This window comes from Kitasatospora sp. NPDC048722 (assembly GCF_040650235.1).
Classification (GTDB): domain Bacteria; phylum Actinomycetota; class Actinomycetes; order Streptomycetales; family Streptomycetaceae; genus Kitasatospora.
In genome coordinates, this window is sequence record NZ_JBEZGX010000014.1 from 116,825 (window position 1) to 139,539 (window position 22,715).

Below are 22,715 nucleotides of genomic sequence, written 5' to 3' on the forward strand. Positions count from 1 at the left end.
TCCCGCGATGCGGTCAGAGGCCCCTGGAAACCAGGATCGTGCCCAGACCAAACGATTCCCCAGGAGTTGACCGATGCGTGCTCAGAACCGGCATGGCCTTCGTTCCTCGACCCGGCAGCAGGGCGGCAGGCGGCGACGAGCCGTGTCGGCCGCCGCCGCGGTGGCCATCGGCGTCATGACGCTGGGCGCCCTCGCCCCGCCCGCCGCCTCCGCCTCCGATTCCGCAGCCGCCTCCGCTGCTGCCGCCGCCAGGCCGGACGCCGTCCAGCAGGCCCTGAACACGCTGGTGCGCGACGACGGGATGCCCGCCGCCCTGGCGAGCGTCCAGGACCGGAACGGCCGCACCCGCACCTACACCGCAGGAGTCGGCGACCTGACCACCGGCTCGAAGGTGCCCAGGGACGGCCAGGTGCGGATCGGCAGCAACACCAAGACCTTCGTCGCGGTCGTCGTCCTCCAGCTCGTCGCGGAGCGGAGGGTGGGCCTGGACGCCTCCGTCGACACCTACCTGCCCGGCCTCGTCCGTGGGGAGGGGATCGACGGGCGCCGCATCACCGTCCGCCAGCTCCTCCAGCAGACCAGCGGACTCCCCAACTACAGCGACTACCTCGGGGACGACGTCCGGTACTACGCCCCCCGCGAACTGCTCGCCACAGCCCTCCAGCACCCGGCCGACTTCGCCCCCGGGACGAGTTGGAAGTACAGCAACACCAACTACGTCCTGGCCGGCCTGATCGTCCAGGAGGTCACCGGCCGCCCCCTGGCCGAGGAGATGGACCGGCGCATCATCAAACGCATCGGGCTGCGCCACACCTACTTCCCAGCGCCCGGTGACGCGAGCATCCGGGAGCCCCACCCCCACGGCTACTACCGGGAATCGGCGGACGCGCCGCTGCGCGACATCACGGAGATCGACCCTTCCTGGGGCTGGGCGGCAGGCCAGATGGTCTCCACCGGCTCCGACCTCAACCGCTTCTTCAGCGCACTCCTGGCCGGCCGCCTCCTGCCCTCGGCCCAGCTCTCCCAGATGCGCTCCACCGTCCCCGCCGAAGCGACCTTCGGCCCCGGCGCCCGCTACGGACTTGGACTCGTCAGCCGCCCGCTGCCGTGCGGCGGGCTCTCCTGGGGCCACGGCGGCAGCTTCCCGGGGTACGAGACCCGGGGCGGCGCCACCGACGACGGCCGCGCCGTCAACGTCGCGGTCACCATGCAGCTCACCGACGAGGCGGGCCGGAGGAATCTCGAACGCGCCGTGGACACCGCCCTGTGCGGCTGAACCCCGCCGAGAGCGTTCCGTGAAGCGGAACGACCGACGGGCCCGGCATGACGTCGGGCCCATCGGCCTCATGTGTGCGCACAGCCGCCACATCGTCACCGTCCACGACGTCGGCCGGGCTGACCTGAAGGGCCGCCCGTTCGCTTACCCCGTGATGGAACTCCTTGAAGGCCGGAGCCTGGATCGCCTGATCGGCGATGGCGTACCGGACCTCGGTGACGTACTCACCCGGGCCGCGCAGATCTGCGACGCCCTCACTGCGGCGCGCGTGCCGCGACGGGTCCGAGAAGCCAGACGAATCGCTGGTCGGCCCCGTCGTGATCCTGCCCATCGGGATGCTCGCCTGCAAGACTGCAACCACGGAACGACGAAGGACCCGGCCGCAGTGCGGTCGGGTCCTTCGTCTGCCCTGGCGGGCGGGTGCGGAGGATACGAGATTCGAACTCGTGAGGGGTTGCCCCCAACACGCTTTCCAAGCGTGCGCCCTAGGCCTCTAGGCGAATCCTCCGTGGGAGAGCTTAGTACATGTTTCGGGGTGCTCGCGACCAGCTATCCCGAGGTGGGGAGGTGGGGGTGGCCTGTGGATCGTCGGGCCCGGGATCCGGTAGTGTTGGGGGCAGCCCCTCGTGTGGCGTCATCTCTCTGAACCCCCCCAGGGCCGGAAGGCAGCAAGGGTAGGAGGGCTCTGGCGGGTGCACGGGGGGTCTTTGCGTTCCCGGGAGGCCTTCGAGGAGGCTGCCGGCGGGACGAGGGGTGCCGCGTTTGTCGGTCCGTCCCGATATCGTCGGGGGTGTGTCCCTAGCCCTGTACCGCCGCTACCGCCCCGAGACCTTCGCGGAGGTCATCGGGCAGGAGCACGTGACCGCTCCGCTCCAGCAGGCCCTGCGCAACAACAGGGTCAACCACGCGTACCTGTTCAGCGGGCCGCGCGGCTGTGGGAAGACGACGAGCGCACGCATCCTGGCCCGCTGTCTGAACTGTGAGCAGGGGCCGACTCCGACGCCCTGCGGTGAGTGCCAGTCCTGCCGGGACCTGGCCACGGGCGGGCCCGGGTCGATCGACGTGATCGAGATCGACGCGGCGTCGCACGGTGGTGTGGACGACGCGCGCGAGCTGCGTGAGCGGGCCTTCTTCGCGCCGGTGCACAGCCGGTACAAGATCTTCATCCTGGACGAGGCGCACATGGTGACCTCGGCCGGGTTCAACGCGCTGCTCAAGGTGGTGGAGGAGCCGCCGGAGCACCTCAAGTTCATCTTCGCGACCACCGAGCCGGAGAAGGTCATCGGGACGATCCGGTCCCGCACGCACCACTACCCGTTCCGGCTGGTCCCGCCCGGCACGCTGCGCGACTACCTGGCCGAGGTCTGCGGCCGGGAGGGCATCCAGGTCGAGGACGCGGTGTTCCCGCTGGTCGTCCGGGCCGGCGCCGGGTCCGTGCGCGACTCGATGTCGGTCATGGACCAGCTGCTGGCCGGCGCCACCGAGGGCGGTGTGACGTACCAGATGGCGACGGCACTGCTCGGGTACACGGACTCGGCGCTGCTGGACGAGGTGGTGGACGCCTTCGCCGCACAGGACGGAGCGACGGTGTTCCAGGTGATCGACCGGGTGGTCGAGGGCGGACACGACCCGCGCCGGTTCGTCACGGACCTGCTGGAGCGCCTGCGCGACCTCGTGATCCTCGCCACCGTGCCGGAGGCGGGGGAGAAGGGGCTGATCGACGCCCCGGCCGACCGCGTCGCCGTGATGCAGGCCCAGGCGGACGCCTTCGGAGCGGCCGAGCTCAGCCGGGCCGCCGACATCGTCAACACCGGGCTGACCGAGATGCGCGGCAACGCGGCCCCCCGGCTCCAGCTGGAGCTGATCTGCGCCCGCGTGATGCTGCCGGGCGCCTACAGCGACGAACTGTCGCTTCAGGCGCGGCTCGACAAGCTGGAGCGGCGGGCGGCGGCGGGCGGTTTCGCCGCGCCGATGGCAGCGCCGGGCATGGCGGTGCCGGGCACGGCCGCGCCCGTGCCGACCGCCCCCACGGTGGCAGCACCGGTGATGGCGCCGCCCGCAGCGGACGTCCCGGCCCCGGCTCCGGCCCCTGTCCAGGCGGCTCCGGCCCCCGCTCCCGCAGTCCCCCCGGCGCCCGCGGCCCCCGCGCCGGGTGCGTGGCCGATCCCGCGCAGCTTCCCGCCCGCCGGTGGTGCCCCCGCGGCCCCCGCCGCCGCCCCGGCCCCGGTCGCGCCCGTGGCGGCGCAGCCCGAGGCCCAGACCGCCCGGCCCGCCCCGGCACCCGCACCCGCACCCGCACCCGCCGCGCAGCCGCCGGCCGCCGCGCAGCCGTCCGGCGCCGCCCAGCAGGGCGCCGCGCAGGTCCGGCAGCTGTGGCCGCAGATCCTGGAGGCGGTGAAGAACCGCCGCCGCTTCACCTGGATCCTGCTCAGCCAGAACGGCCAGGTGGCCGGGTTCGACGGCAGCGTGCTCCAGGTGTCGTTCGTCAACGCGGGCGCCCGCGACAGCTTCGTCGGCAGCAACAGCGACGACGTCCTGCGCCAGGCGCTCGGCGACGCCCTGGGCGTCGACTGGCGGATCGAGTGCATCGTCGACCCGTCCGGCGGAGCGGGCGGGGGAGCCGGTGGCGGCACCGGTGGCGGCTTCGGCGGTGGGGCCCCCGCCCCGGGCGCCACGACCAGCGGCTGGGGTGCCCCGGCGCGTCCGGCCGCGGCCGCGCCCCCGGTGCAGCCCGCCGCCCCGGCGCCCGTCCGGCCGCAGCCCCAGGCCCAGCCCCAGGCACCGGCCCAGGTGGCGCCCGTCCAGAGCCCGCCGCCCGCCGCCGGGCCCCCGGCGCCGCACGTGGCACCGGAGGACGACATCCCGGAGGAGGACGACCCGGACCTCAACGAGGAGGCCTTCTCCGGCCAGGACCTGATCATCCGCGAACTGGGTGCCACGGTCCTGGAGGAGATCCACCACCGCGGCAACTGAGCAGCACGTAGGCTCGGCGGAGACGACGACGGGTGACGAGCGCGCGGACCACGCCGTGGACGACGGTGGACGAGCCGCGCGAGCCCGTGCACAGGTGCGACAGCAAGGAGTGAGCCGTGTTCCCCGGTGGAGGCCAGCCCAACATGCAGCAGCTGCTGAAGCAGGCGCAGAAGATGCAGCAGGACCTCGCCAAGGCGCAGCAGGAGCTGGCCGAGGCGAAGGTGAACGGTTCGGCCGGCGGCGGTCTGGTCGAGGCGACGGTGACGGGTGCCGGTGAGCTGGTGGCGCTGACCATCGCCCCGGCGGCCGTCGACCCGGAGGACACCGAGACCCTGGCCGACCTGGTCCTGGCGGCGGTCCGGGACGCGAACCAGGCCGCGCAGAAGATGCAGGCCGAGCGCATGGGCCCGCTGACCCAGGGCCTGGGCGGCGGCATGCCCGGCCTGCCGTTCTAGGCAGTACCGGGCAGACCCCGGTCGGACCCCGGACCGGCTGGTCACTGTGGGAGTCCGGCCGGTAGGTCCGTGTGATTTATGTGGGAGTCGGGCGTCGGGCGGTGTGTCCGGCGCCCGATTCGTTGGATGATGGCACCGGAGCACCACCGACCGGAGCACCGGCCGGAGCATCGATCGGGATGCCCGCCGGAGCAGCGGCCGGAGCACCACCGACCACCTGAGGGAAGGCGCGACGTTGTACGAGGGCGTGGTTCAGGACCTGATCGACGAACTGGGCAGGCTGCCCGGCGTCGGGCCCAAGAGCGCGCAGCGGATCGCCTTCCACGTCCTGCAGGCCGACCCGGTGGACGTCCGCCGCCTCGCGCACGCGCTGCTGGAGGTCAAGGACAAGGTCCGCTTCTGCGTGGTCTGCGGCAACGTCGCGGAGGCCGAGCAGTGCCGGGTCTGCCTGGACCCGCGCCGCGACCTGGCCGTCATCTGCGTGGTGGAGGAGCCCAAGGACGTCGTCGCCATCGAGCGCACCCGCGAGTTCCGCGGCCGCTACCACGTGCTGGGCGGCGCGATCAGCCCCATCGAGGGCGTCGGCCCGGACGACCTGCGGATCCGCGAGCTGCTGTCGCGCCTCGCGGACGGCACGGTCACCGAGCTGATCCTGGCCACCGACCCCAACCTGGAGGGGGAGGCGACCGCCACCTACCTGGCCCGGCTGTGCAAGCCGATGGGCCTGAAGGTGACCCGTCTGGCGAGCGGTCTGCCCGTCGGCGGGGATCTGGAGTACGCGGACGAGGTCACCCTCGGCCGCGCCTTCGAAGGGAGACGACTGCTCGATGTCTGACCGGACGATCAACCAGCAGCCCCACGCCCCCCACCAGCCGTCCCACGGCGAGGTGCACGGGCAGCCGCACGGCGACCTGCACGGGGACCAGCGGAACCACACCCCGCACATCCACGGACACGGCTCGGAGCCGGACGACTTCGCGGTGCAGATCGCGGACTCGGTGGAGAGCTTCGTGCTCGCCGTCACCGAGGTCGCCAAGGGCGACGAGCCGGGCAGCGCCGTCTCCCTGCTCCTCCTGGAGGTCTCGCAGCTGCTGCTGGCCGGTGGCCGGCTGGGCGCGATCGAGGACGTCGTCCCGGACGACCGCTTCGAGCCCGACACGGGGCCGGAGCCGGACAGCGAGCAGTTGCGCGAGCGGCTGGCGGCGCTGCTCGCGCCGATCGACGTCTACCACGAGGTCTTCGACCCGTACGGTCCGCCGGAGAAGCCGAACGCGTTCCGGATCTCGGACGACCTGGCCGGTGTGGTCGGCGAGCTCCAGCACGGGCTGACGCACTACCGCGAGGGCCGGGTCAGCGAGGCGCTGTGGTGGTGGCAGTTCTCGTACCTCTCCAACTGGGGCACGACCTGCTCGGCGGTGCTGCGGGCGCTGCAGTCGCTGATCGCCCACGTCCGGCTGGACAGCCCGATCGGTGCGGTGCCGGACGGCGCCGACACGGACGACGACGGGCTCACCGACGAGCAGCTGGAGCAGCAGGCCGGCGACCTCATGGCGGCCGAGCTCGGCCTCGGACGCTAGGAGCGGCTCCGGGGCCGCAGGTGAGGGCGGGGCCGGCGGCGGCCCCGCGAGTGTGACGAAGGCCTCACCGCCCGGCCCCGGAAAGAAATCCGGCCGTGCCGCCGTCCGTTCGTCCGCCGATTCTTCGGAGCCGCGCCGGATGGCCCGGAGACCTGCCGGTGGCCGCCCCGCACCGCTGCCCACGTGCTGAAACGTACGTCTCATCATATGGATGGCACCGGTCGCGGCACCCCTGCTCGGTAGACTGGCGCGGACCGCAGATCCCCCTTCCCCGGGGGTGCGGGGGCCCATCCGCCCCCGAAAACGACACAAGTCGAGGAGCGCACGTGGGCCTTGTCGTGCAGAAGTACGGCGGCTCATCCGTTGCGGATGCCGAGGGCATCAAGCGCGTGGCCCGTCGAATCGTTGACGCCAAGAAGGCCGGCCATGAGGTCGTCGTCGTGGTGTCCGCGATGGGCGACACGACGGACGAGCTCATCGAACTCGCGGAGCAGGTGTCACCTCTCCCCGCCGGCCGCGAGTTCGACATGCTGCTGACCGCTGGAGAGCGCATCTCCATGGCCCTGCTGGCCATGGCGATCAAATCCCTGGGGCACGAGGCCCAGTCCTTCACGGGCAGCCAGGCCGGTGTCATCACGGACTCCGTCCACAACAAGGCGCGCATCATCGACGTGACGCCGGGTCGCATCCGCACCGCCCTCGACGAGGGCAACATCGCGATCGTGGCCGGCTTCCAGGGCGTCTCGCAGTCCAGCAAGGACATCACCACGCTGGGCCGGGGCGGTTCGGACACCACCGCGGTCGCGCTCGCCGCCGCGCTCAAGGCCGAGGTCTGCGAGATCTACACCGACGTGGACGGCGTGTTCACCGCCGACCCGCGCGTGGTGAAGAAGGCCCGCAAGATCGACTGGATCGCTTACGAGGACATGCTGGAGCTGGCCTCGTCCGGCTCCAAGGTGCTGCTCGACCGCTGCGTGGAGTACGCCCGGCGCTACAACATCCCGATTCACGTACGCTCGTCCTTCTCGGGTCTCCCCGGGACGATCGTCAGCAACGACAACCCGAACAAGCCCGAAGGGGGCGAGATGGAGCAGGCCATCATCTCCGGAGTCGCCCACGACACTTCCGAGGCCAAGGTCACGGTCGTCGGCGTGCCCGACAAGCCGGGCGAGGCCGCGCGCATCTTCCGCGCCATCGCGGACGCCGAGGTCAACATCGACATGGTGGTGCAGAACGTCTCCGCCGCGTCGACCGGGCTGACCGACATCTCCTTCACCCTGCCCAAGACCGAGGGCCAGAAGGCCATCGACGCGCTCGGCCGGGTCAAGGAGGGCATCGGCTTCGAGTCGCTGCGCTACGACGACGCGATCGGCAAGATCTCCCTGGTCGGCGCGGGCATGCGCTCCAACCCGGGTGTCACCGCGACCTTCTTCGAGGCGCTGTCCGCCGCCGGCGTCAACATCGAGCTGATCTCCACCTCGGAGATCCGCATCTCGGTCGTGACCCGCGCCGAGGACGTGCCGGAGGCCGTCCGCGCCGTGCACAGCGCCTTCGGACTGGACAGCGACACGGACGAGGCCGTCGTCTACGGAGGCACCGGGCGATGACCCGGGAGCCGAGCGGGAGCACCGGGCGATGACCCCACGGCCGAACCTCGCCGTCGTCGGCGCCACCGGCGCGGTCGGCGAGGTGCTGCTCGGCCTGCTCTCGCTCCGTCAGGACGTCTGGGGCGAGGTCCGACTCGTCGCCTCCCCGCGCTCGGCCGGCCGCAAGCCGGTCGTGCGCGGGGAGTCCGTCGAGGTCGTCGCGCTGACGGAGGAGGCCTTCGACGGGATCGACGTGGCGGTGTTCGCCGTGCCCGACGAGGTCTCCGCCCGCTGGGCGCCGATCGCCGCCGCCAAGGGCGTCGTCGTGGTCGACGACTCCGCCGCGTTCCGCACCGCCGCCGACGTCCCGCTGGTCGTCCCCGAGGTGAACGCCGCCGCGCTGCGGATCCGTCCGCGCGGCATCGTCGCCAGCCCCGCCAGCACCACCCTCGCGATGATCGCGGCCATCGGGGCGCTGCACGCCGAGTACGGGCTCGTCGAACTCGTCGTCGCCTCCTACCAGGCCGCCTCCGGCGAGGGCCGCCACGGCGAGGCCGCCCTGCGCGAGCAGACCGCGCTCGTCGGCGGTCTCGACGCCGGCCGCCAGGAGATCGGCCGGCAGACCGGCGACCTGCGCGCGGTGATCGCCGACCACGGCCCGTTCGCCGCGCCCCTCGCGCTCAACGCGGTGCCCTGGACGGGCAGTCTGGCGGACGGCGGCTGGTCCTCCGAGGAGGTCGGGATCCGCGACGAGTCGCGCAAGATCCTCAACCTGCCCGCCCTGCGGGTCTCCGCGACCTGCGTGCGCATCCCCGTCGTCCGCACCCACGCCCTCGCCGTCCACGCGCTGTTCGAGCGGGAGGTGACGCAGGAGCACGCGCAGGAGATCCTCAGCGGGGCGCCCGGCGTCGTCCTCTACGACGACCCGGCGGCTGGGGAGTTCCCGACGCCGAACGACGTGGTCGGGACGGACCCGGTGTGGGTCGGACGGGTGCGCCGCGCGCTCGACCAGCCGGGCGCGCTGGACCTGTTCCTGTGCGGCGACAACCTGCGCAAGGGGGCGGCGCTCAACCTGCTCCAGATCGCCGAGCTCGTCGCGGGCGAGCTCCGGCCGGCGTAGCAGGCCCGGCCGGTACGGCCCTCCGGGGCGGGCGTCCTGACGGCCGGTCCGGCCCGATCCGTGTGCCCGATGTGGGGCGGGACCGTCCGATATGGGACCGTCCTCCCCACAATCTGTCCGGAAACCCTCTCGAATTCCCTGGAGGCCACTTCCGCGGATGCGGAAGAATGTCCCCCGGGCTGGGCAACCATGACAGGGGATCGAGTGTCCAACGGGCGTGGCGAACGTGATGGTGGGGGCAGGGGCGGGCATCTCGGCGAGTGCCGCGGTGACCTTCCCGCCGCGCGCCCATTGGCCTGCGAGTAGGCCGGAAGAAAGCCAGATGACCGCGGTCGCACCCGGTGCGGCGGACTCCGGCGCCGGTACCGACGCCGGTACCAGCGAGGACCTGCTCACCGAGACCTACCAGGCCCACTACCGCTCCCTGCTGCGGCTCGCCGCGCTGCTCCTGGACGACCTCTCGACCTGCGAGGACGTCGTCCAGGAGGCGTTCATCCGGGTGCACGCCGCCCGGCGCCGGGTGCGCGAACCCGAGAAGACCCTGGCCTACCTGCGGCAGACGGTCGTCAACCTGTCCCGCTCCACGCTGCGCCGCCGGATCCTCGGCCTGCGGCTGCTGCCGAAACCGATGCCTGACATGGCCAGTGCAGAAGAAGGCGCCTACGATGCGCTGGAGCGTGACCAGTTGAAAACCGCGCTCCGAGGCCTGCAACGCCGTCAGCGGGAGGTTCTGGTGCTGCGTTACTTCGTGGACATGACGGAGGCGCAGGTCGCCGAGACCCTGGGCATCTCGCTCGGATCGGTGAAGGCGTACGGCTCGCGCGGACTCGCCGCCCTGCGCACGCAGATGGAGGCCGGCCATGGGTGACGGCGCGGGCACGGCCCACGGCGGGGGGCTCACTCCGGATCCCACCCCGGATCGCGCCCCGGACGTCGCGTCCGACCTCCTCCCCGATCTCACGGTGGACCTCACGGCGGACCTCACCCCCGATCTCACCGCGGACCTCACCGCGGACCTCACCGCGGACCTCACCGCGGACCTCACCGCGGACCTCACCGCGGACCTCACCGCGGACCTCACCGCCGACGAACTGGCGGTCCGTGTCCTGATGCACCGGGCGGTCGCCGGCATCCAGCCCGTCCCCGGCGGCCTGCCCCGCATCCGCACCGCCGTGCCCCGCCGCCGGGCCGCCCGCCGCGGCGCCCTGACCGGGGCCCTCGCGCTGGTCGCCGCCGTCGCCGTCGCCCTGCCAGCCCTGCACACCGCCGACCACCTCGGCCTCTCCGGCGGCCCCGGCTCGCCGCACTCCGACGGCCCCGCCACCGGCGTCCCCGCCGGGACGACGGCCGACGGCTCCGGCCCGTTCGGCGCGTCCCCGCGCCCCGGCCCGGTCCCCGGCACCGCCGGACAGCCGTCCGGTACCACGAGCAGTTCGCCCAGCCCCGGCGCGAGCAGTACCCGCGCCGACGGCGGGACGGCCGCCCCCGCCGCGGCCACCAGCAGCGGGGACGGCCCGGTCGTCCCGCTCTGCACCCGCGGCGACCTCGGCCAGGGCTCGGCCCAGGCCGGGCCGGCCGACGCCGCCGGGCGGATCTACGGGTGGTTCGCCGTGACCAACGTCTCCGGGCACGCCTGCCGGCTCGGCGGGCCGGGGGCGGTCTCCGTGACGGGGGTCAGCGGGACGGACCGCAGCCGGATCCGCGTGACCGACCACACCGCGGGCGACCCGGCCACCGGCCTGCCGCTCGCCGACACGGACCCGCCGTTGCTCGCCCCGCAGGCCGGCTACCGGGTGCCGTTCGCCTGGATCCCCGACCCGGTCTGCCCGACGACCGGCCAGGGCGGTGCCACGGCGGCGCCGACCGGCGCGACCGGTCCCGGCCAGGTCTCGCTCACCACCCAGGCCCCCGCGGCCTCCGGCGCCCCCGCGTCCGGCGCGTCGGCCGCGCCCTCGTCGAACGCGCAGGCCAGTGCGTCGCCCAGCACGGGCCCGACCACCGCGCCCACCCCCACGGGCAGCCCGACCCCGAACCCGACCGTCTCCAACCCGCCGTCCGCCACCATCGCGCACACCCCGGCTCCGGGCAGCCCGTCGGCCGCCGCGGTCCTCCTTCCGGGGGCGTGCGCGGGGACGGTGTACCGGGGCGGCCTGCAGACGGTGGACGGGCCGGCGTCGCAGCCGTCGGGGACGCCGTCGCCCGGGTAGACGAAGGCCGGGCCCGGGGCCTGGAGCGGGCCGGCGCCCGGTGCCCGGGAGCGGTGTCGGGCCCCCTGTGGTCGGACGACGCGTGAAGAGTGGTTACCGTGGGGGGTGTGTACCGGTTCCTCCTCACTCCGCGCTGGCTCGGCGGCACCGTGCTGGCCCTGGTGGCCATCGCGGTGTGCCTCTGGCTGGGCTCCTGGCAGCTCGGCCGGTTCGAGGACCGGTTCTCCTCGCACAAGGAGGCCGGCAAGGCGCTCGCCGCCACGAGCGAGACCAGGCCGATCGAGGCCCTGCTGACCCCGGCCACCCCGCAGGTCACCACGGACACCGTCGGCAAGCCCGTCACGGTGAGCGGCAGTTACGACAGCGCGCACCAACTCCTCGTCCCCAACCGCACGGTGGACGGCAAGCAGGGCTACTACGTGCTCACCCCGCTCCGCACCGCGGACGGCCACGCCGTCGCCGTCGTGCGCGGCTGGGCCCCCGGGACGCCCTCCGACGCGTCGTCCGCGGCGGCGCCGCCGCCCGGCGGGGAGGTGACCGTCACCGGCCGGCTCCAGGCGGGCGAGACGGTCGGCAGCAACGGTGCCGTCGCGGGCGGTCTGCCGGCCGGCCAGCTCGGCACGATCAACCGGGCTGCGCTGCTCAACGTGCTGTCGTACGACGGCTGGTACGACGGCTGGGTCGCCGCCGACACCGCGCCGGCCGGGCTGACGGAGGTGCCGACGCTCCAGCCGCAGGGCGGCGACGGGCTGACGCTCCGCGCGTTCCAGAACCTGGGCTACACCCTGGAGTGGTTCGTCTTCGCGGGCTTCGTGGTCTTCATGTGGTACCGCCTGCTCCGCCGTGAGGCGGAGGCGGAGCAGGACCGGGCCCTCGGACTGGACCCGGTCCTCGACTGACGGTTGCGCCTCAGGCTGCCGTCAGCGCGACGGCTTGCCCGCCGCGGTGGGCGTCACGACCGGTCGCGACGGCGCCGCCGGGGGCGCGGTGGGCACCGGGGAGGGCGCCTCGGACGAGGGCGCCCACGGGGCGAAGGTCGACGTGCCGGAAGGCATCGGGGCCGGCGTCGGGCCGTTGTGGCACCGGCCGTGGGTGCCGTACACGGCGTTCGACTCGTAGTGGTCGATGTGGTGGTGCACCGGCCGACCGCCCTTGGAGCCCTTGGAGCCCTTGGAGCCCTTGGACCCCTTCGATCCGCTCGACCCGCCGGACCCGCCGGACCCGCCGGATCCGCTCGACCCGCCGGCACCGCCGCCGGACCCCTTGGACCCGCTCCCGCCGGAGCCCTTCGACCCGCTGCCCGACTTCGCCAGGTAGGCCGCCTGCACCACCGCGGCCCCGGCGTGCGCGCCCGCCGGCGTCGCCCCGGCGGTGGCCGAGGCCCTGGGCGTTCCCGTAACGACCGGTGCGGCCGTCGCGATCGGCGTGGCCGTCGCGGTGACCGAGGGCCCGGTCGGCCCTGCGGGGGGCGGGCAGCTCGCCTGGTCGCGGTGCCCGCCGGAGCAGCCGGTGAGCACGAGCGCACCGGCCACCCCCACCCCCGCCAGCGTCAGCCGACGCCTCACACCGACCCCCCGCCCAGATGGCGCCGGACGAAGTCGATCTCCAGCCGCAGCTGCCTGATCCGCTCCTCCACCACCAGCGACCCGTGCCCGGCGTCGTACCGGTAGACCTCGTGCGGCTTGCCGAGCTCCGCCAGCCGCTCGACGTAGTTCTCGATCTGCCGGATCGGGCAGCGCGGGTCGTTGACCCCGGCGCTGATGTAGACCGGCACCCGCACCCGCTCGACGTACGTGAGCGGCGAGGACGCGGTGAAGCGCTCCGGGACCTCCTCCGGCGTGCCGCCGAAGAGCGTGCGGTCGAGCGACTTGAGCGCCTCCATCTCGTCGGCGTACGCGGTGTGGTAGTCCGCGACCGGCACGGCGGCGACGCCGAGCGTCCAGAGCTCCGGCTGCACGCCGATGCCGAGCAGGGTGAGGTACCCGCCCCAGCTGCCGCCGGTGAGCACCAGCCGTCCCGGGTCGGCGAGGCCGCTGGAGACCGCCCACTCCCGGACGGCCGCGATGTCCTCCAGCTCGATCAGGCCGACGCGCTCGCGCAGGGCGTCCGTCCAGGCCTGGCCGTAGCCGGTGGAACCGCGGTAGTTGACCCGGACCACCGCGAAGCCGTGGTCGAGCCAGGCCGCCGGGCCGGCGGCGAAGGAGTCGCTGTCGTGGTGCGTCGGGCCGCCGTGGATCTCGAACACGGTCGGGAACGGGCCCTCGCCGGCCCCCGCGGGCCGCTGCACCAGCGCGTGGACGCGCCCGCCGGGACCGTCCACCCACACGTCCTCGACCGGGATCGAGCCGGGCGGCACCGGGCCGGGCGCCCGCAGGACGACCGTCCCCGCGGTGGAGCGGACGGCGGACGGCTCGGCGGCGGAGGACCAGAGGTACTCGACGGTGCCGTCCGGGCGGGCGGTGGCGCCGCCGACGGTGCCGCGCGGCGTGTCGAGGCGGGTCAGTCGGCCGTCGGCGAGCGAGTACGAGAACAGCTCGCTGCGGGCCTCGTACTCGTGCTCGACGAGCAGCGCCTCGGCGCCGGGCCGCCACTGCGCGGAGACGTCGCCGGGCAGGTCGCGGCCCTGCTCGTCGCGCAGCGGGAGGGCGGTCTCGGCGCCGGTGGCGACGTCCCAGATCATCGGCTCCCACCGGCCGGTGCGCTGGTGGGCGACGAGCAGGCGGGTGTCGCCCTCGACCGGGGCGAAGCCGAGGCAGGCGACGCCGCGCGGCTCGTCCCGGCCCGTCACCTCGTCGAGCTCGGCGACGGTCTCGATGTCCGGGCCCCCGGCGCCGCCGGGGAGCAGGCGGACGACCCGGATCGCCGAGTGCATCGCGTCGCCGTGCTCGGTGTGGTCGATCGCGAGCAGGGTGCCGTCGTGGCTGAGGTCGCCGACGCCGCCGTACTCCTCGTGCCGGTAGATCTCGACGGCCTCGGCGGCGCCGGGTCGGCGCAGGTGCAGGGTGGTGCCGTGCTCGTCGGTGGAGCGGCCGACGACCACGGTGCCGTCGCGGCCGAGGGCCAGGCCGGCCGAGTAGGAGGGCTCCAGGCCGGGCACGGCCGCCTCGTCGGGGCCCCCGGCGAACGGCTGGCGGCGCCAGACGCCGAACTCGTCGCCGTCGTGGTCGTCGAACCACCACACCGAAGCGCCGTCGGGGGACAGCTCGGCGTCGGTGGTGCCGTTCGGGCGGTCGGTGACCTGACGGTGGGTGCCAGTGGCGCGGTCCCAGGCGTAGACCTCGTAGGTGCCGGTGGCGTTGGACACGTACAGCGCCCGGTCGGGGGCGTCCTCGGCCCAGTCCGGCAGGGACACCCGGGCCGCGCGGAACCGCTGCTCCCACGCCGGGACGGCGCTCTTATCCTCGCTCATCCGACCATCCAACCCGATCGGGGGGACGAAGCGGAACGGGCGGGTGGGTTCCGGACCCTCCGGGCGGCGGCGCGCCCCTGCCGGGGGCGTGCGCGGGGTCGGTGAGCGGGCCCGGATTTCGTGCCGGTGACCGGTCTCCGCGCCCCCGCCTTCGTTCCGGTACCCGGTTCCGTGTCCCCCGCGACGCGCGAGGGGACACGGAACCGGCGCCACGGCGGCTCAGGCGCCCGGGACGCGGTCCAGGAAGCCGGACACCGAGGCGATCCGCCCGTCCGGACCGGCCGCCAGCACGTCGAAGCCGATCACGATCGGCTCGGCGCCGGCCGGGCCGAGGTTCCAGGTGAACCGGGCGATGTCGTGGTGCGCGTCCACCGGCCCGAGGGTGAACTCCAGGCCGGGGAACTGGGCCTGCGCGGCTCCGATCAGCGCGTCGATCGAGTCCCGGCCGGTCACCGCGGCCAGCGGGTCGGTGTAGCGGCCGTCCTCGGCCCACACCTCGTCGATCAGCTTGCGGCGGGCGGCCGGGTCGGTCTCGTTCCAGACCGCGAGGTAGCGCTCGGCGAGCTGCTGCAGGGCGGCGGTGGTGATCTCGGTCATCGTCTTCTCCCTTGTCCCGGTGGGGTGTTGGGCGGGTCGTTCCCGCTGCTCACCAAGGTAGGGACGGACGGGCGCGGGCGAATCCGTCACGTATGGGTAAGGGGGTGCGTACGTTCGCCGGTCACCGTCCGGCGGGGGTCGGTAGGGTCGGAGTCATGCTGTACGGGAGGGAACGCGAGCAGGCCGTCGTGGACGGGCTGTTGGACGGGGCGCGAGAGGGCCGCAGCGGGGTGCTGCTGCTGGCCGGGGAGGCCGGGATCGGCAAGACCGCCCTGCTGGACCACGCGGTCGCGGCGGCCGGGGAGGGCTTCCGGGTGATCCGGGTGGCCGGTGTCGAGCACGAGGCCGAACTGCCCTACGCCGGGCTGAGCCTGCTGCTCGCGCCCGGCCTCGACCGGCTGCCCGCCCTGCCCGGACCGCAACGCCTCGCGCTGGAGACGGTGTTCGGCCTCACTGCCGCCCCGGGCTCCACCGGTCGCCTGCTCACCGGGCTCGCCACGCTCGGGCTGCTCGCCGAACTCGCCGCCGACCGACCGCTGCTGTGCGTCGTCGACGACGTCCAGTGGCTGGACCGCGCCTCCTGGGACGCCCTGCTGCTCGCCGCCCGCCGCCTCCAGGCCGAAGGTGTCGTGCTCCTGCTCGCCGCCCGGTCGGACGGCAGTGCCGCGGAGGCCCAACTCGGCCTGCCCGAAATGACGTTGGCGCCACTAGACGAGGGCGACGCCGCCCGGCTGCTCACCCACCGGGCCGGCCCCGGCCTGCCCGCCCCCGTCCGCCGCCGGCTGCTCGCCGAGGCCGCCGGAAACCCCCTCGCCCTCACCGAACTCCCCGTCACCGGACCGGAGACGGCCGCACCCGGCAGCCTCCCGCTCACCAGTCGGCTGCTCATCGCCTTCCACGGCCAGGTCACCGGCCTGCCCGCCGCCACCCAGACGCTGCTCCTCGTCGCGGCCGTCGAGGAGAACGGCGAACTCGACGTCGTCCTGCCCGCCGCCGAAGCCCTCGGCGCCGGCGCCGAACACCTCGCCCCCGCCGAGGAGTCGGGCCTGGTGACGGTCGCCCCCGACCGCCGGCTCGCGTTCCGCCACCCGCTCCTGCGCGCCGCCGTCCTCCAGCGCGCGCCGCACCTCCAGCGCCTGGCCGCCCACCGGGCCGTCGGCACGGCCCTGCCCGACGGCGACCGCCGGACCTGGCACCTCGCCCTGGCCGCCACCGCCCCCGACGCCGGCCTCGCCGACGCGCTCGAACGCACCGCCGTCCGCGCCGGAACCCGCGGCGCCCACGGCGGCGCCGCCGCGGCCTACGAACGCGCCGCCCGGCTCACCCCCGACCGCGACACCGCCACCCGCCGCCTCGTCCTCGCCGCCGAAGCCGCCACCGAGGAAGGCAGGCTGGAGCACGCGGAGGCGCTCGCCGACCAGGCCGCCGCCCGCACCGACAGCGTCCTCGCGCACGCGCTGCTCGACCACGTCCGGGCCACCGCGCACTTCTGGCGCGGCTCCTACCCGACCGCCCACCGCCTGCTGCTCGACGCCGCCGGCACCGCCGTCGAACCGCCGCACGCCGCCCGGATGCTGCTCCAGGCCTTCCACGCCGCCTGGTACGCGGGCGAGGAGCCGGTGGCCGCCGTCCTCGACCGCCTCGCCGCCCTCCCGCTCGCCTCCGACGACCCGCTCACCCCGCTCGCCCGCCACCTGACGGCGGCCGTCCTGCCGGCCCTCGGCCGGGACGCCGACCCGCTGCCCACCGCCCGCGCCACCGCCGACGCCGCACGCGCGGCCGGCGCCGACACCCCGGCCGACCTCGTCCAACTGTGCGGCGCCACCCTCGTCCTCGGCCGGGACGACGAGACCGCCGAACTCGCCGCCGAACTCGTCGCCGAAGCCCGCGCCAAGGGCGCCGTCGGCGTGCTGCCCACACTGGGGTTCTTCCTCGCCGAGGCCGAACTCTTCCACGGCCGCCACCGCGACGCCGAGGTCACCGCGACCGAGGCCCTCGACCTCGCCCGCGACACCGGCCAGCACCAGTGGGTCAGCCAACTCACCGCCCTGCTCGCCTACCTGGCCGCCCTCGCCGGCACCACCGACACCTGCACCCGCCTCGCCGCCGAGGCCCTCGCCACGACCGGACCGCAGACCGCCGCCCCCGCCTCCGGCGAACCCTGGGCCCACTGGGCGCTCGCCCTCGACGATCTCGGCCACGGCCGGGCCGGCGACGCCGCCGACCGCCTGCACACCCTCACCACCGGCCGTTACCGGCACCACGTCAGCGCCACCCGCGCCGTCCCCGACCTGGTCGAGGCCGCCGTCCGGCTCGGCACCCCCGACCGCGCCGCCGAGCCGTACGAACGCTTCGCCCGCTGGAGCGCCGCCGCCGGCCGTCCCTGGACCGAGGCCCTGCGCCTGCGCTGCCAGGCCCTCCTCGGCCCCGACGAACTCGCCGAATCCGCCTACCGAGCCGCCCTCGACCTGCACGAGGGCACCCACCGCCCCTTCGAACAGGCCCGCACCGCGCTCCTCTACGGCGAGTGGCTCCGTCGTGCCCGCCGCCGCACCGACGCCCGCCCCCACCTGCGCGCCGCCCTCGAAACCTTCGAGCGCCTCGCCGCCCACCCCTGGGCCGCCCGTGCCCGCACCGAACTCACCGCCACCGGCACCACCGCCCCCACCCCGACGGCCCCCGACTCCCCCCTGTCGGCCCTCACCCCGCAGGAACTCCAGATAGCCCGCCTGGCAGCCCGCGGCCTCACCAACCGCGACATCGCCGCCCAACTCTTCCTGAGCCCCCGCACGGTCGGGCACCACCTCTACAAGGCCTATCCCAAACTGGGCATCACGTCCCGAACCGCCCTCACCGACCTGCTCTGACCCCCCGGCCCGACACGGCTCGGACCGCTCCGCCGCGCTCAGAGGGGAATCCCGATGGAACGCGTGGCCGGGCAGGGTGGATACTGCTCTGCGCGCCGGTCGGTGATCACTTCCGCGCGGTCCCGGACCGGGACCCCGCCGGCGCTGTCTCGCGTTACCCGAAAGTCCTGGAACGCCCTGGGGGATGGACATGTCCATAAGACGTCACATCGGCATCGCCGCAGCTCTGGTGAGCTCCGCGATCGCCGGAACCACGCTGTCGGTGGGCGCCGCACACGCCGACGCGACCACGCTCTACGTGAACAACAGCCCGACCGCGCACTGCTCGGACGCCGGGACGGGCACCCAGACCCAGCCGTACTGCACCGTGCAGGCCGCCGCCGACGCCGCCCAGCCGGGCCAGACCGTCCAGATCGCCGAGGGCGTGTACGCCGAGCAGGTCACCGTCACCCACTCGGGCACCCCCGGCCACCCGATCACCTTCCAGGGCCTGACGGACACCGACAAGTTCCCCACCGCCCAGGTCGGCGGCCCCGGGACGCGCGGCTTCTCGCTCTCCAAGGTCCACGACGTGACCATCCAGGGCCTGGCGTTCAACACCGCCCAGGAGGCCGTGCTCGTCGCCGACTCGGACCGGATCGTCGTCGACGGGAACACGCTGCTCGGGGCCGGCTCGGCCAAGGCGCCGGGCGTCCGCCTCACCGGCGCCACCACGGCGAGCACCGTCAGCCGCAACCGGATCGGCGGCAGCAGCGGCGCGGGCATCGCCGTCGACCCGGGCGTCACCGGCACGGTCGTCACCACCAACGCCCTGACCGCCAACCTCGGCGGGGGCATCGTCGTCACCGACGCCCCCGGCACCGTCGTGACGAGCAACACCGTCGCGGAGAACTGCGGCACCGGCGTCTCGCTGGCCGGCGCGTCGAGCGGCGCGGTGGTCGAGAACAACATCATCACCGCCACCGGCCCGACGACCCTGCGCTGCCCCCAGACCGGCCCGCTGGAGTTCGTCGTCTCGGCCGGCTCGGTCACCGGCACCAAGGCCGACTACAACGTCGTCCACCCCGGCACCGGCATCAACGCGGGCAGCCAGGCCTACTCCTGGGCCGGCACCGTCCACACCTCGCCCGCCGCGTTCACCACGGTCACCGGCCAGGGCGCGCACGACGTCGACACCGACCCGGGCCTCAACCTCGGCGGCAACTCGAACGACGACGTCACCCCGCAGCGCGACACCAACGCGCTGGACTCCGCCGACGCCGGCGCACCCGGCGAGCTGACCACCGACCTGGTGGGCAACCAGCGGGTCGACGACCCGCTGGTCGACAACACCGGCACCGGCCCCGCGACGCACTACGACCGCGGCGCGATCGAGCGCCAGAACCCGTTCGCGGTCGGCCTCAGCTGGGACTGGAACAACCGGATCCCGGCCGGGCACCCGCTGGACAAGGCGCTCCTCGGCACCGTCTACTCGCCCTGGTCCAAGGCCACCGCGACGATCGACTTCGGCGACGGGGCCGGCCCCCAGCCCTTCACCCCCTCGCAGGTGGTCCACACCTACCCCGGCCCCGGCACCTACCGCGCCGTGCTCAGCGCGACCGACGGCCTCGGCAACACCAAGACCTCCACCACCAACATCACCGTCGACCCGATCGGCCCGCTGTCCGCGCCGTCGATCACGGCGGTCCAGAACAGCAACTACGGCCCGACGCACATCCAGCTCTACGCCATGGTCACCAGCCCCTGGCCGCTGGTCAGCACCACCGTCGACTTCGGCGACGGCACCAGCACGGTCGTGAAGGGCGGGGCCGCCGACGGCGTTCCGCACGAGTACCCCCACGTCGGGACCTACAACGTCACCGCCACCTTCGTCGACGACCACGGACGCTCGCTGACCTACTCGCAGCAGGTCCGGGCCGACGGCTGGACCCGTTCGGGCACCCCGGTGACGGGCCGTTGGGACGGCCGCGCGAGCACCCACGTGGGCGTCTTCTACAGCGGCATGTGGTCGCTGGCCACCACCAACGACAACAGCGGCCGGGTCATTACGGCGTACTTCGGCCAGTCCGGCGACGTCCCGGTGACCGGCTCCTGGGACGGTGGGCACGACCAGCTCGGCATCTACCGCGACGGCGTCTTCGCGCTGCGCCACGACGACGCCAGCGTCACCACGGTGTCCTTCGGCGCGCCGGGTGACGTTCCGGTCCCCGCGCTCTGGGACGGCAACGGCCACGCCCAGCTGGCCGTCTACCGGCCGAGCACCAACACCTTCGCGGTCCGCCACGACGACGGCAGCGTCAGCACGGCGACCCTCGGCCAGCAGGGCGACCTCCCGATCGTCGGCGACTGGGACGGCGTCGGCCACGCCCAGCTCGGCATCGCCCGCCCCGACCGGCAGTGGGGCGGCACCAACACCTTCGCCCTCCGCCACGACGACGGCAGCATCACCACCGCCACCTACGGTGCGGTGGGCGACTTCCCGGTGACCGGCGACTGGCAGGGCCGCGGCCGCACCACCTTCGGCATCTACCGCCCGCAGGCGGCGACCTTCAGCCTGAGCAACGCCTACGCGGGTGTCTCCGACTCGGTGTTCGCCATCATCACGGTCTGACCCGCGGTACCCCCGAGAAACACACGCAGGCCCGGTCTCCCCTCAGGGAGACCGGGCCTGCCCCGTTCCACCGGCAGCACCTGAGCCACCGTCACGCGAGAACGCCAGAGGGCCTACCGGATCTCTCCGATAGGCCCTCTGGACTGGGTCGGGGTGGCGGGATTTGAACCCACGGCCTCTTCGTCCCGAACGAAGCGCGCTACCAAGCTGCGCCACACCCCGGTCTTGCGGTTTGTCGCTCCGTCTCCTTCGCGACGAGTAGAACTCTACCGGACGCTCGCCGAGACACGAAATCCGATTCCCGGCGGGCGTCCGGGGCGGGTCAGCGGGGGGCCGGGGTGAGGGTGAGGAGGGTGGCCTCGGGGGGGCAGGCGAAGCGGACGGGGGTGTAGCGGTTGGTGCCGCAGCCGGCGGAGACGTGGAGGTAGGAGCGGCGGCCGCCGGCGGTGTGGGTGGAGAGGCCCTTGACCCGCTTGGCGTCGAGGTCGCAGTTGGTGACCAGGGCGCCGTAGAAGGGGATGCAGAGCTGGCCGCCGTGGGTGTGGCCGGCGAGGATCAGCGGGTAGCGGTCGGCCGTGAAGGCGTCGAGGACGCGCAGGTAGGGCGCGTGGACGACGGCGAGGGAGAGGTCGGCGTCGGCGGACGGGCCGCCCGTGACCTCGCTGTAGCGGTCGCGGCGGATGTGCGGGTCGTCGAGGCCGGTGAACTCGAGGTCGAGGCCACCGAGGGTGAGGCGTCCGCGGGTGTTGGTCAGGTCGAGCCAGCCGGCCGCGTCGAAGCCGTCGCGGAGCTTCTCCCAGGGGTTGTGGACGGCGCCGACGATGCCGCGGTTGCCGGTGCCGTCGGGGTTGTTCATGCCGTGGACGCCGCTGCGCATCGCCTGGAGGTAGCGGGCCGGGTTCTTGCGGGCCGGACCGTAGTAGTCGTTGGAGCCGAAGACGTACACGCCGGGGAACTCCATCAGCGGCCCGAGCGCGTCGAGGGTGGCGGGGACGCCGAGCGGGTCGGAGAGGTTGTCACCGGTGTTCACGACGAGGTCGGGGCGCAGGCCCGCGAGGCTCTTCAGCCACCGCTGCTTCTTGCCCTGGCCGCTCACCATGTGGATGTCGGAGACCTGCAGTACCCGGAGGGGGCGGGCGCCCCGGGGCAGGACGGGGACCTCGACCCGGCGCAGCCGGAAGGAACGGACCTCGTATCCGGCGGAGTAGGCGAGGCAGGCGGCGCCGGTGGCGGCGATTCCGAGGGGGACGGAGTACAGCGGTCGCATCGTTCCATGCTCTCAGACGGCGGATCAGCTGGTGAACGTCCGTCCGCCCGGTAGGGATGCGGGTAGGGGTGCGGACGGGTAAGTGGACGGGTAAGTGGACGGGGGAGCGGTTGGGGGAGCGGGCCGGGGCGTGGGCACCCCGGCTACTCCGGTTCCCGCCGGGCCCGCAGCGCCCGGACCTTGTTGCGGTTGCCGCAGCGCTCCATGGAGCACCAGCGCCGCCGCCCCGGCCGGGAGGTGTCGACGAAGATCAGGTAGCAGTTGTGCGCGCCGCACTCGCGGATGCGGTCCGCGTGCGGGCCCGTGAGCAGGGCTATCGCGTCCCGGGCAAAGGTGGAGGCCAGCTGGTCGCCGTCGGCGGGCAGAGGGGCCGCCTCGGTGCCGTCGGGGGCGATCCTGGGGACGAGCGGGGGGTGTTCGGCGGCCCGGTTGAGGACGGCGTAGTCGGCGGCGTCGCCACGCTCGCCGTGGGCCCTGGCCGCGGCGAGCCGCCAGAGGGCGTCGCGCAGGGTGCGGGCGGCGGTGAGCTGGGCGTCGGTGATCCGGACGGCGTCCGCGGGCAGGCGCAGCCGCGAGCCGGGCAGCCAGGCGGCGAGGTCGGCGGGTTGGTGCAGGACCTCCCAGCGGGCGTGGCCGCCGGGGCCGCCGGTGGTGAGCAGTTCGAGGCAGAGCGCGCCGGGGTCGAAGTGGAAGCCGGTGCCGCTCGGTGCGGTCAGCAGCAGCCCGGGGACGACGGTCGGCTCGGCCTCGGCACCTTCGGTCATGTAACC

Annotated in this window: 17 protein-coding genes, 2 tRNA genes and 1 other RNA gene; 13 read left to right on the top strand and 7 right to left on the bottom strand. The window is 74.1% G+C overall.

Annotated elements, in window-relative coordinates; genetic code table 11:
- The first annotated feature begins 73 nt into the window (after positions 1 to 73).
- The gene (locus AB0C76_RS13515; protein ID WP_359964014.1) at positions 74 to 1,276 is read left to right on the top strand and encodes a serine hydrolase domain-containing protein; all 1,203 of its coding nucleotides are present in this window, start codon (positions 74 to 76) and stop codon (positions 1,274 to 1,276) included.
- A 423-nt stretch (positions 1,277 to 1,699) separates the two neighbouring features.
- Here the strand turns inward: AB0C76_RS13515 and AB0C76_RS13520 are convergent.
- Positions 1,700 to 1,784, bottom strand: a tRNA-Ser gene (locus tag AB0C76_RS13520).
- A 110-nt stretch (positions 1,785 to 1,894) separates the two neighbouring features.
- Between AB0C76_RS13520 and ffs the strand changes: the two genes are divergently transcribed.
- From ffs to AB0C76_RS13570, 10 genes are all read left to right on the top strand, one after another.
- An RNA gene (gene ffs / locus AB0C76_RS13525) (signal recognition particle sRNA small type) lies at positions 1,895 to 1,985 on the top strand.
- An 83-nt stretch (positions 1,986 to 2,068) separates the two neighbouring features.
- Positions 2,069 to 4,249: a DNA polymerase III subunit gamma and tau gene (locus tag AB0C76_RS13530; RefSeq protein WP_359964016.1), complete on the top strand. Its 2,181-nt coding sequence runs from the start codon at positions 2,069 to 2,071 to the stop codon at positions 4,247 to 4,249.
- Between the two features lie 116 nt (positions 4,250 to 4,365).
- The gene (locus AB0C76_RS13535; protein WP_359964018.1) at positions 4,366 to 4,704 is read left to right on the top strand and encodes a YbaB/EbfC family nucleoid-associated protein; all 339 of its coding nucleotides are present in this window, start codon (positions 4,366 to 4,368) and stop codon (positions 4,702 to 4,704) included.
- A 235-nt stretch (positions 4,705 to 4,939) separates the two neighbouring features.
- Positions 4,940 to 5,539, top strand: a complete 600-nt coding sequence (gene recR, locus AB0C76_RS13540) for a recombination mediator RecR (RefSeq protein WP_329927284.1) — start codon at positions 4,940 to 4,942, stop codon at positions 5,537 to 5,539.
- The gene (locus AB0C76_RS13545; RefSeq protein ID WP_359964020.1) at positions 5,532 to 6,281 is read left to right on the top strand and encodes a DUF5063 domain-containing protein; all 750 of its coding nucleotides are present in this window, start codon (positions 5,532 to 5,534) and stop codon (positions 6,279 to 6,281) included. Before recR ends, AB0C76_RS13545 begins: the two co-directional genes overlap by 8 nt.
- A gap of 326 nt (positions 6,282 to 6,607) precedes the next feature.
- Positions 6,608 to 7,888 (top strand): aspartate kinase, encoded by a 1,281-nt coding sequence (locus tag AB0C76_RS13550; RefSeq protein WP_359964022.1) that lies wholly within the window; start codon positions 6,608 to 6,610, stop codon positions 7,886 to 7,888.
- 28 nt (positions 7,889 to 7,916) lie between these two features.
- Positions 7,917 to 8,987 carry an aspartate-semialdehyde dehydrogenase gene (locus AB0C76_RS13555; RefSeq protein ID WP_359964024.1) on the top strand — a complete coding sequence of 357 codons (1,071 nt, stop codon included), beginning with the start codon at positions 7,917 to 7,919 and terminating at the stop codon, positions 8,985 to 8,987.
- Positions 8,988 to 9,309: 322 nt separating this feature from the next.
- The gene (locus tag AB0C76_RS13560) at positions 9,310 to 9,855 is read left to right on the top strand and encodes a SigE family RNA polymerase sigma factor (protein WP_359964026.1); all 546 of its coding nucleotides are present in this window, start codon (positions 9,310 to 9,312) and stop codon (positions 9,853 to 9,855) included.
- On the top strand, positions 9,848 to 11,194 hold the full coding sequence (locus AB0C76_RS13565; RefSeq protein ID WP_359964028.1) for a hypothetical protein: 1,347 nt from the start codon (positions 9,848 to 9,850) through the stop codon (positions 11,192 to 11,194). The genes AB0C76_RS13560 and AB0C76_RS13565 overlap by 8 nt, the downstream gene beginning before the upstream one ends.
- Before the next feature lie 107 nt (positions 11,195 to 11,301).
- The gene (locus AB0C76_RS13570; RefSeq protein ID WP_359964030.1) at positions 11,302 to 12,093 is read left to right on the top strand and encodes an SURF1 family protein; all 792 of its coding nucleotides are present in this window, start codon (positions 11,302 to 11,304) and stop codon (positions 12,091 to 12,093) included.
- 21 nt (positions 12,094 to 12,114) lie between these two features.
- Here the strand turns inward: AB0C76_RS13570 and AB0C76_RS13575 are convergent, their stop codons facing one another.
- The 3 genes from AB0C76_RS13575 to AB0C76_RS13585 form a co-directional block, all read right to left on the bottom strand.
- A complete protein-coding gene (locus AB0C76_RS13575; protein ID WP_359964032.1) occupies positions 12,115 to 12,759 on the bottom strand; it encodes a hypothetical protein in 645 nt (214 codons plus the stop codon).
- Entirely contained in the window at positions 12,756 to 14,603 is a 1,848-nt protein-coding gene (locus tag AB0C76_RS13580; RefSeq protein ID WP_359964034.1) for a prolyl oligopeptidase family serine peptidase, read from the bottom strand. The genes AB0C76_RS13575 and AB0C76_RS13580 overlap by 4 nt, the downstream gene beginning before the upstream one ends.
- A 219-nt stretch (positions 14,604 to 14,822) precedes the next feature.
- The gene (locus AB0C76_RS13585) at positions 14,823 to 15,200 is read right to left on the bottom strand and encodes a nuclear transport factor 2 family protein (protein ID WP_359964035.1); all 378 of its coding nucleotides are present in this window, start codon (positions 15,198 to 15,200) and stop codon (positions 14,823 to 14,825) included.
- Positions 15,201 to 15,355: 155 nt separating this feature from the next.
- Between AB0C76_RS13585 and AB0C76_RS13590 the strand changes: the two genes are divergently transcribed.
- Positions 15,356 to 18,067: an AAA family ATPase gene (locus AB0C76_RS13590; protein ID WP_359964038.1), complete on the top strand. Its 2,712-nt coding sequence runs from the start codon at positions 15,356 to 15,358 to the stop codon at positions 18,065 to 18,067.
- A 190-nt stretch (positions 18,068 to 18,257) separates the two neighbouring features.
- Positions 18,258 to 20,678, top strand: a complete 2,421-nt coding sequence (locus AB0C76_RS13595; protein WP_359964040.1) for a right-handed parallel beta-helix repeat-containing protein — start codon at positions 18,258 to 18,260, stop codon at positions 20,676 to 20,678.
- Between the two features lie 148 nt (positions 20,679 to 20,826).
- On the opposite strand, the gene AB0C76_RS13600 is transcribed toward AB0C76_RS13595, so the two are convergent.
- The 3 genes from AB0C76_RS13600 to AB0C76_RS13610 all read right to left on the bottom strand — a co-directional run bounded on the left by AB0C76_RS13600 (position 20,827) and on the right by AB0C76_RS13610 (position 22,709).
- Positions 20,827 to 20,900 (bottom strand) — tRNA-Pro (locus AB0C76_RS13600).
- 100 nt (positions 20,901 to 21,000) lie between these two features.
- Positions 21,001 to 21,945 carry a metallophosphoesterase gene (locus tag AB0C76_RS13605; RefSeq protein WP_359964042.1) on the bottom strand — a complete coding sequence of 315 codons (945 nt, stop codon included), beginning with the start codon at positions 21,943 to 21,945 and terminating at the stop codon, positions 21,001 to 21,003.
- A gap of 143 nt (positions 21,946 to 22,088) precedes the next feature.
- Complete coding sequence (locus AB0C76_RS13610) at positions 22,089 to 22,709, bottom strand: CGNR zinc finger domain-containing protein (protein WP_359964043.1); 621 nt, start codon at positions 22,707 to 22,709, stop codon at positions 22,089 to 22,091.
- Positions 22,710 to 22,715: the final 6 nt, after the last annotated feature.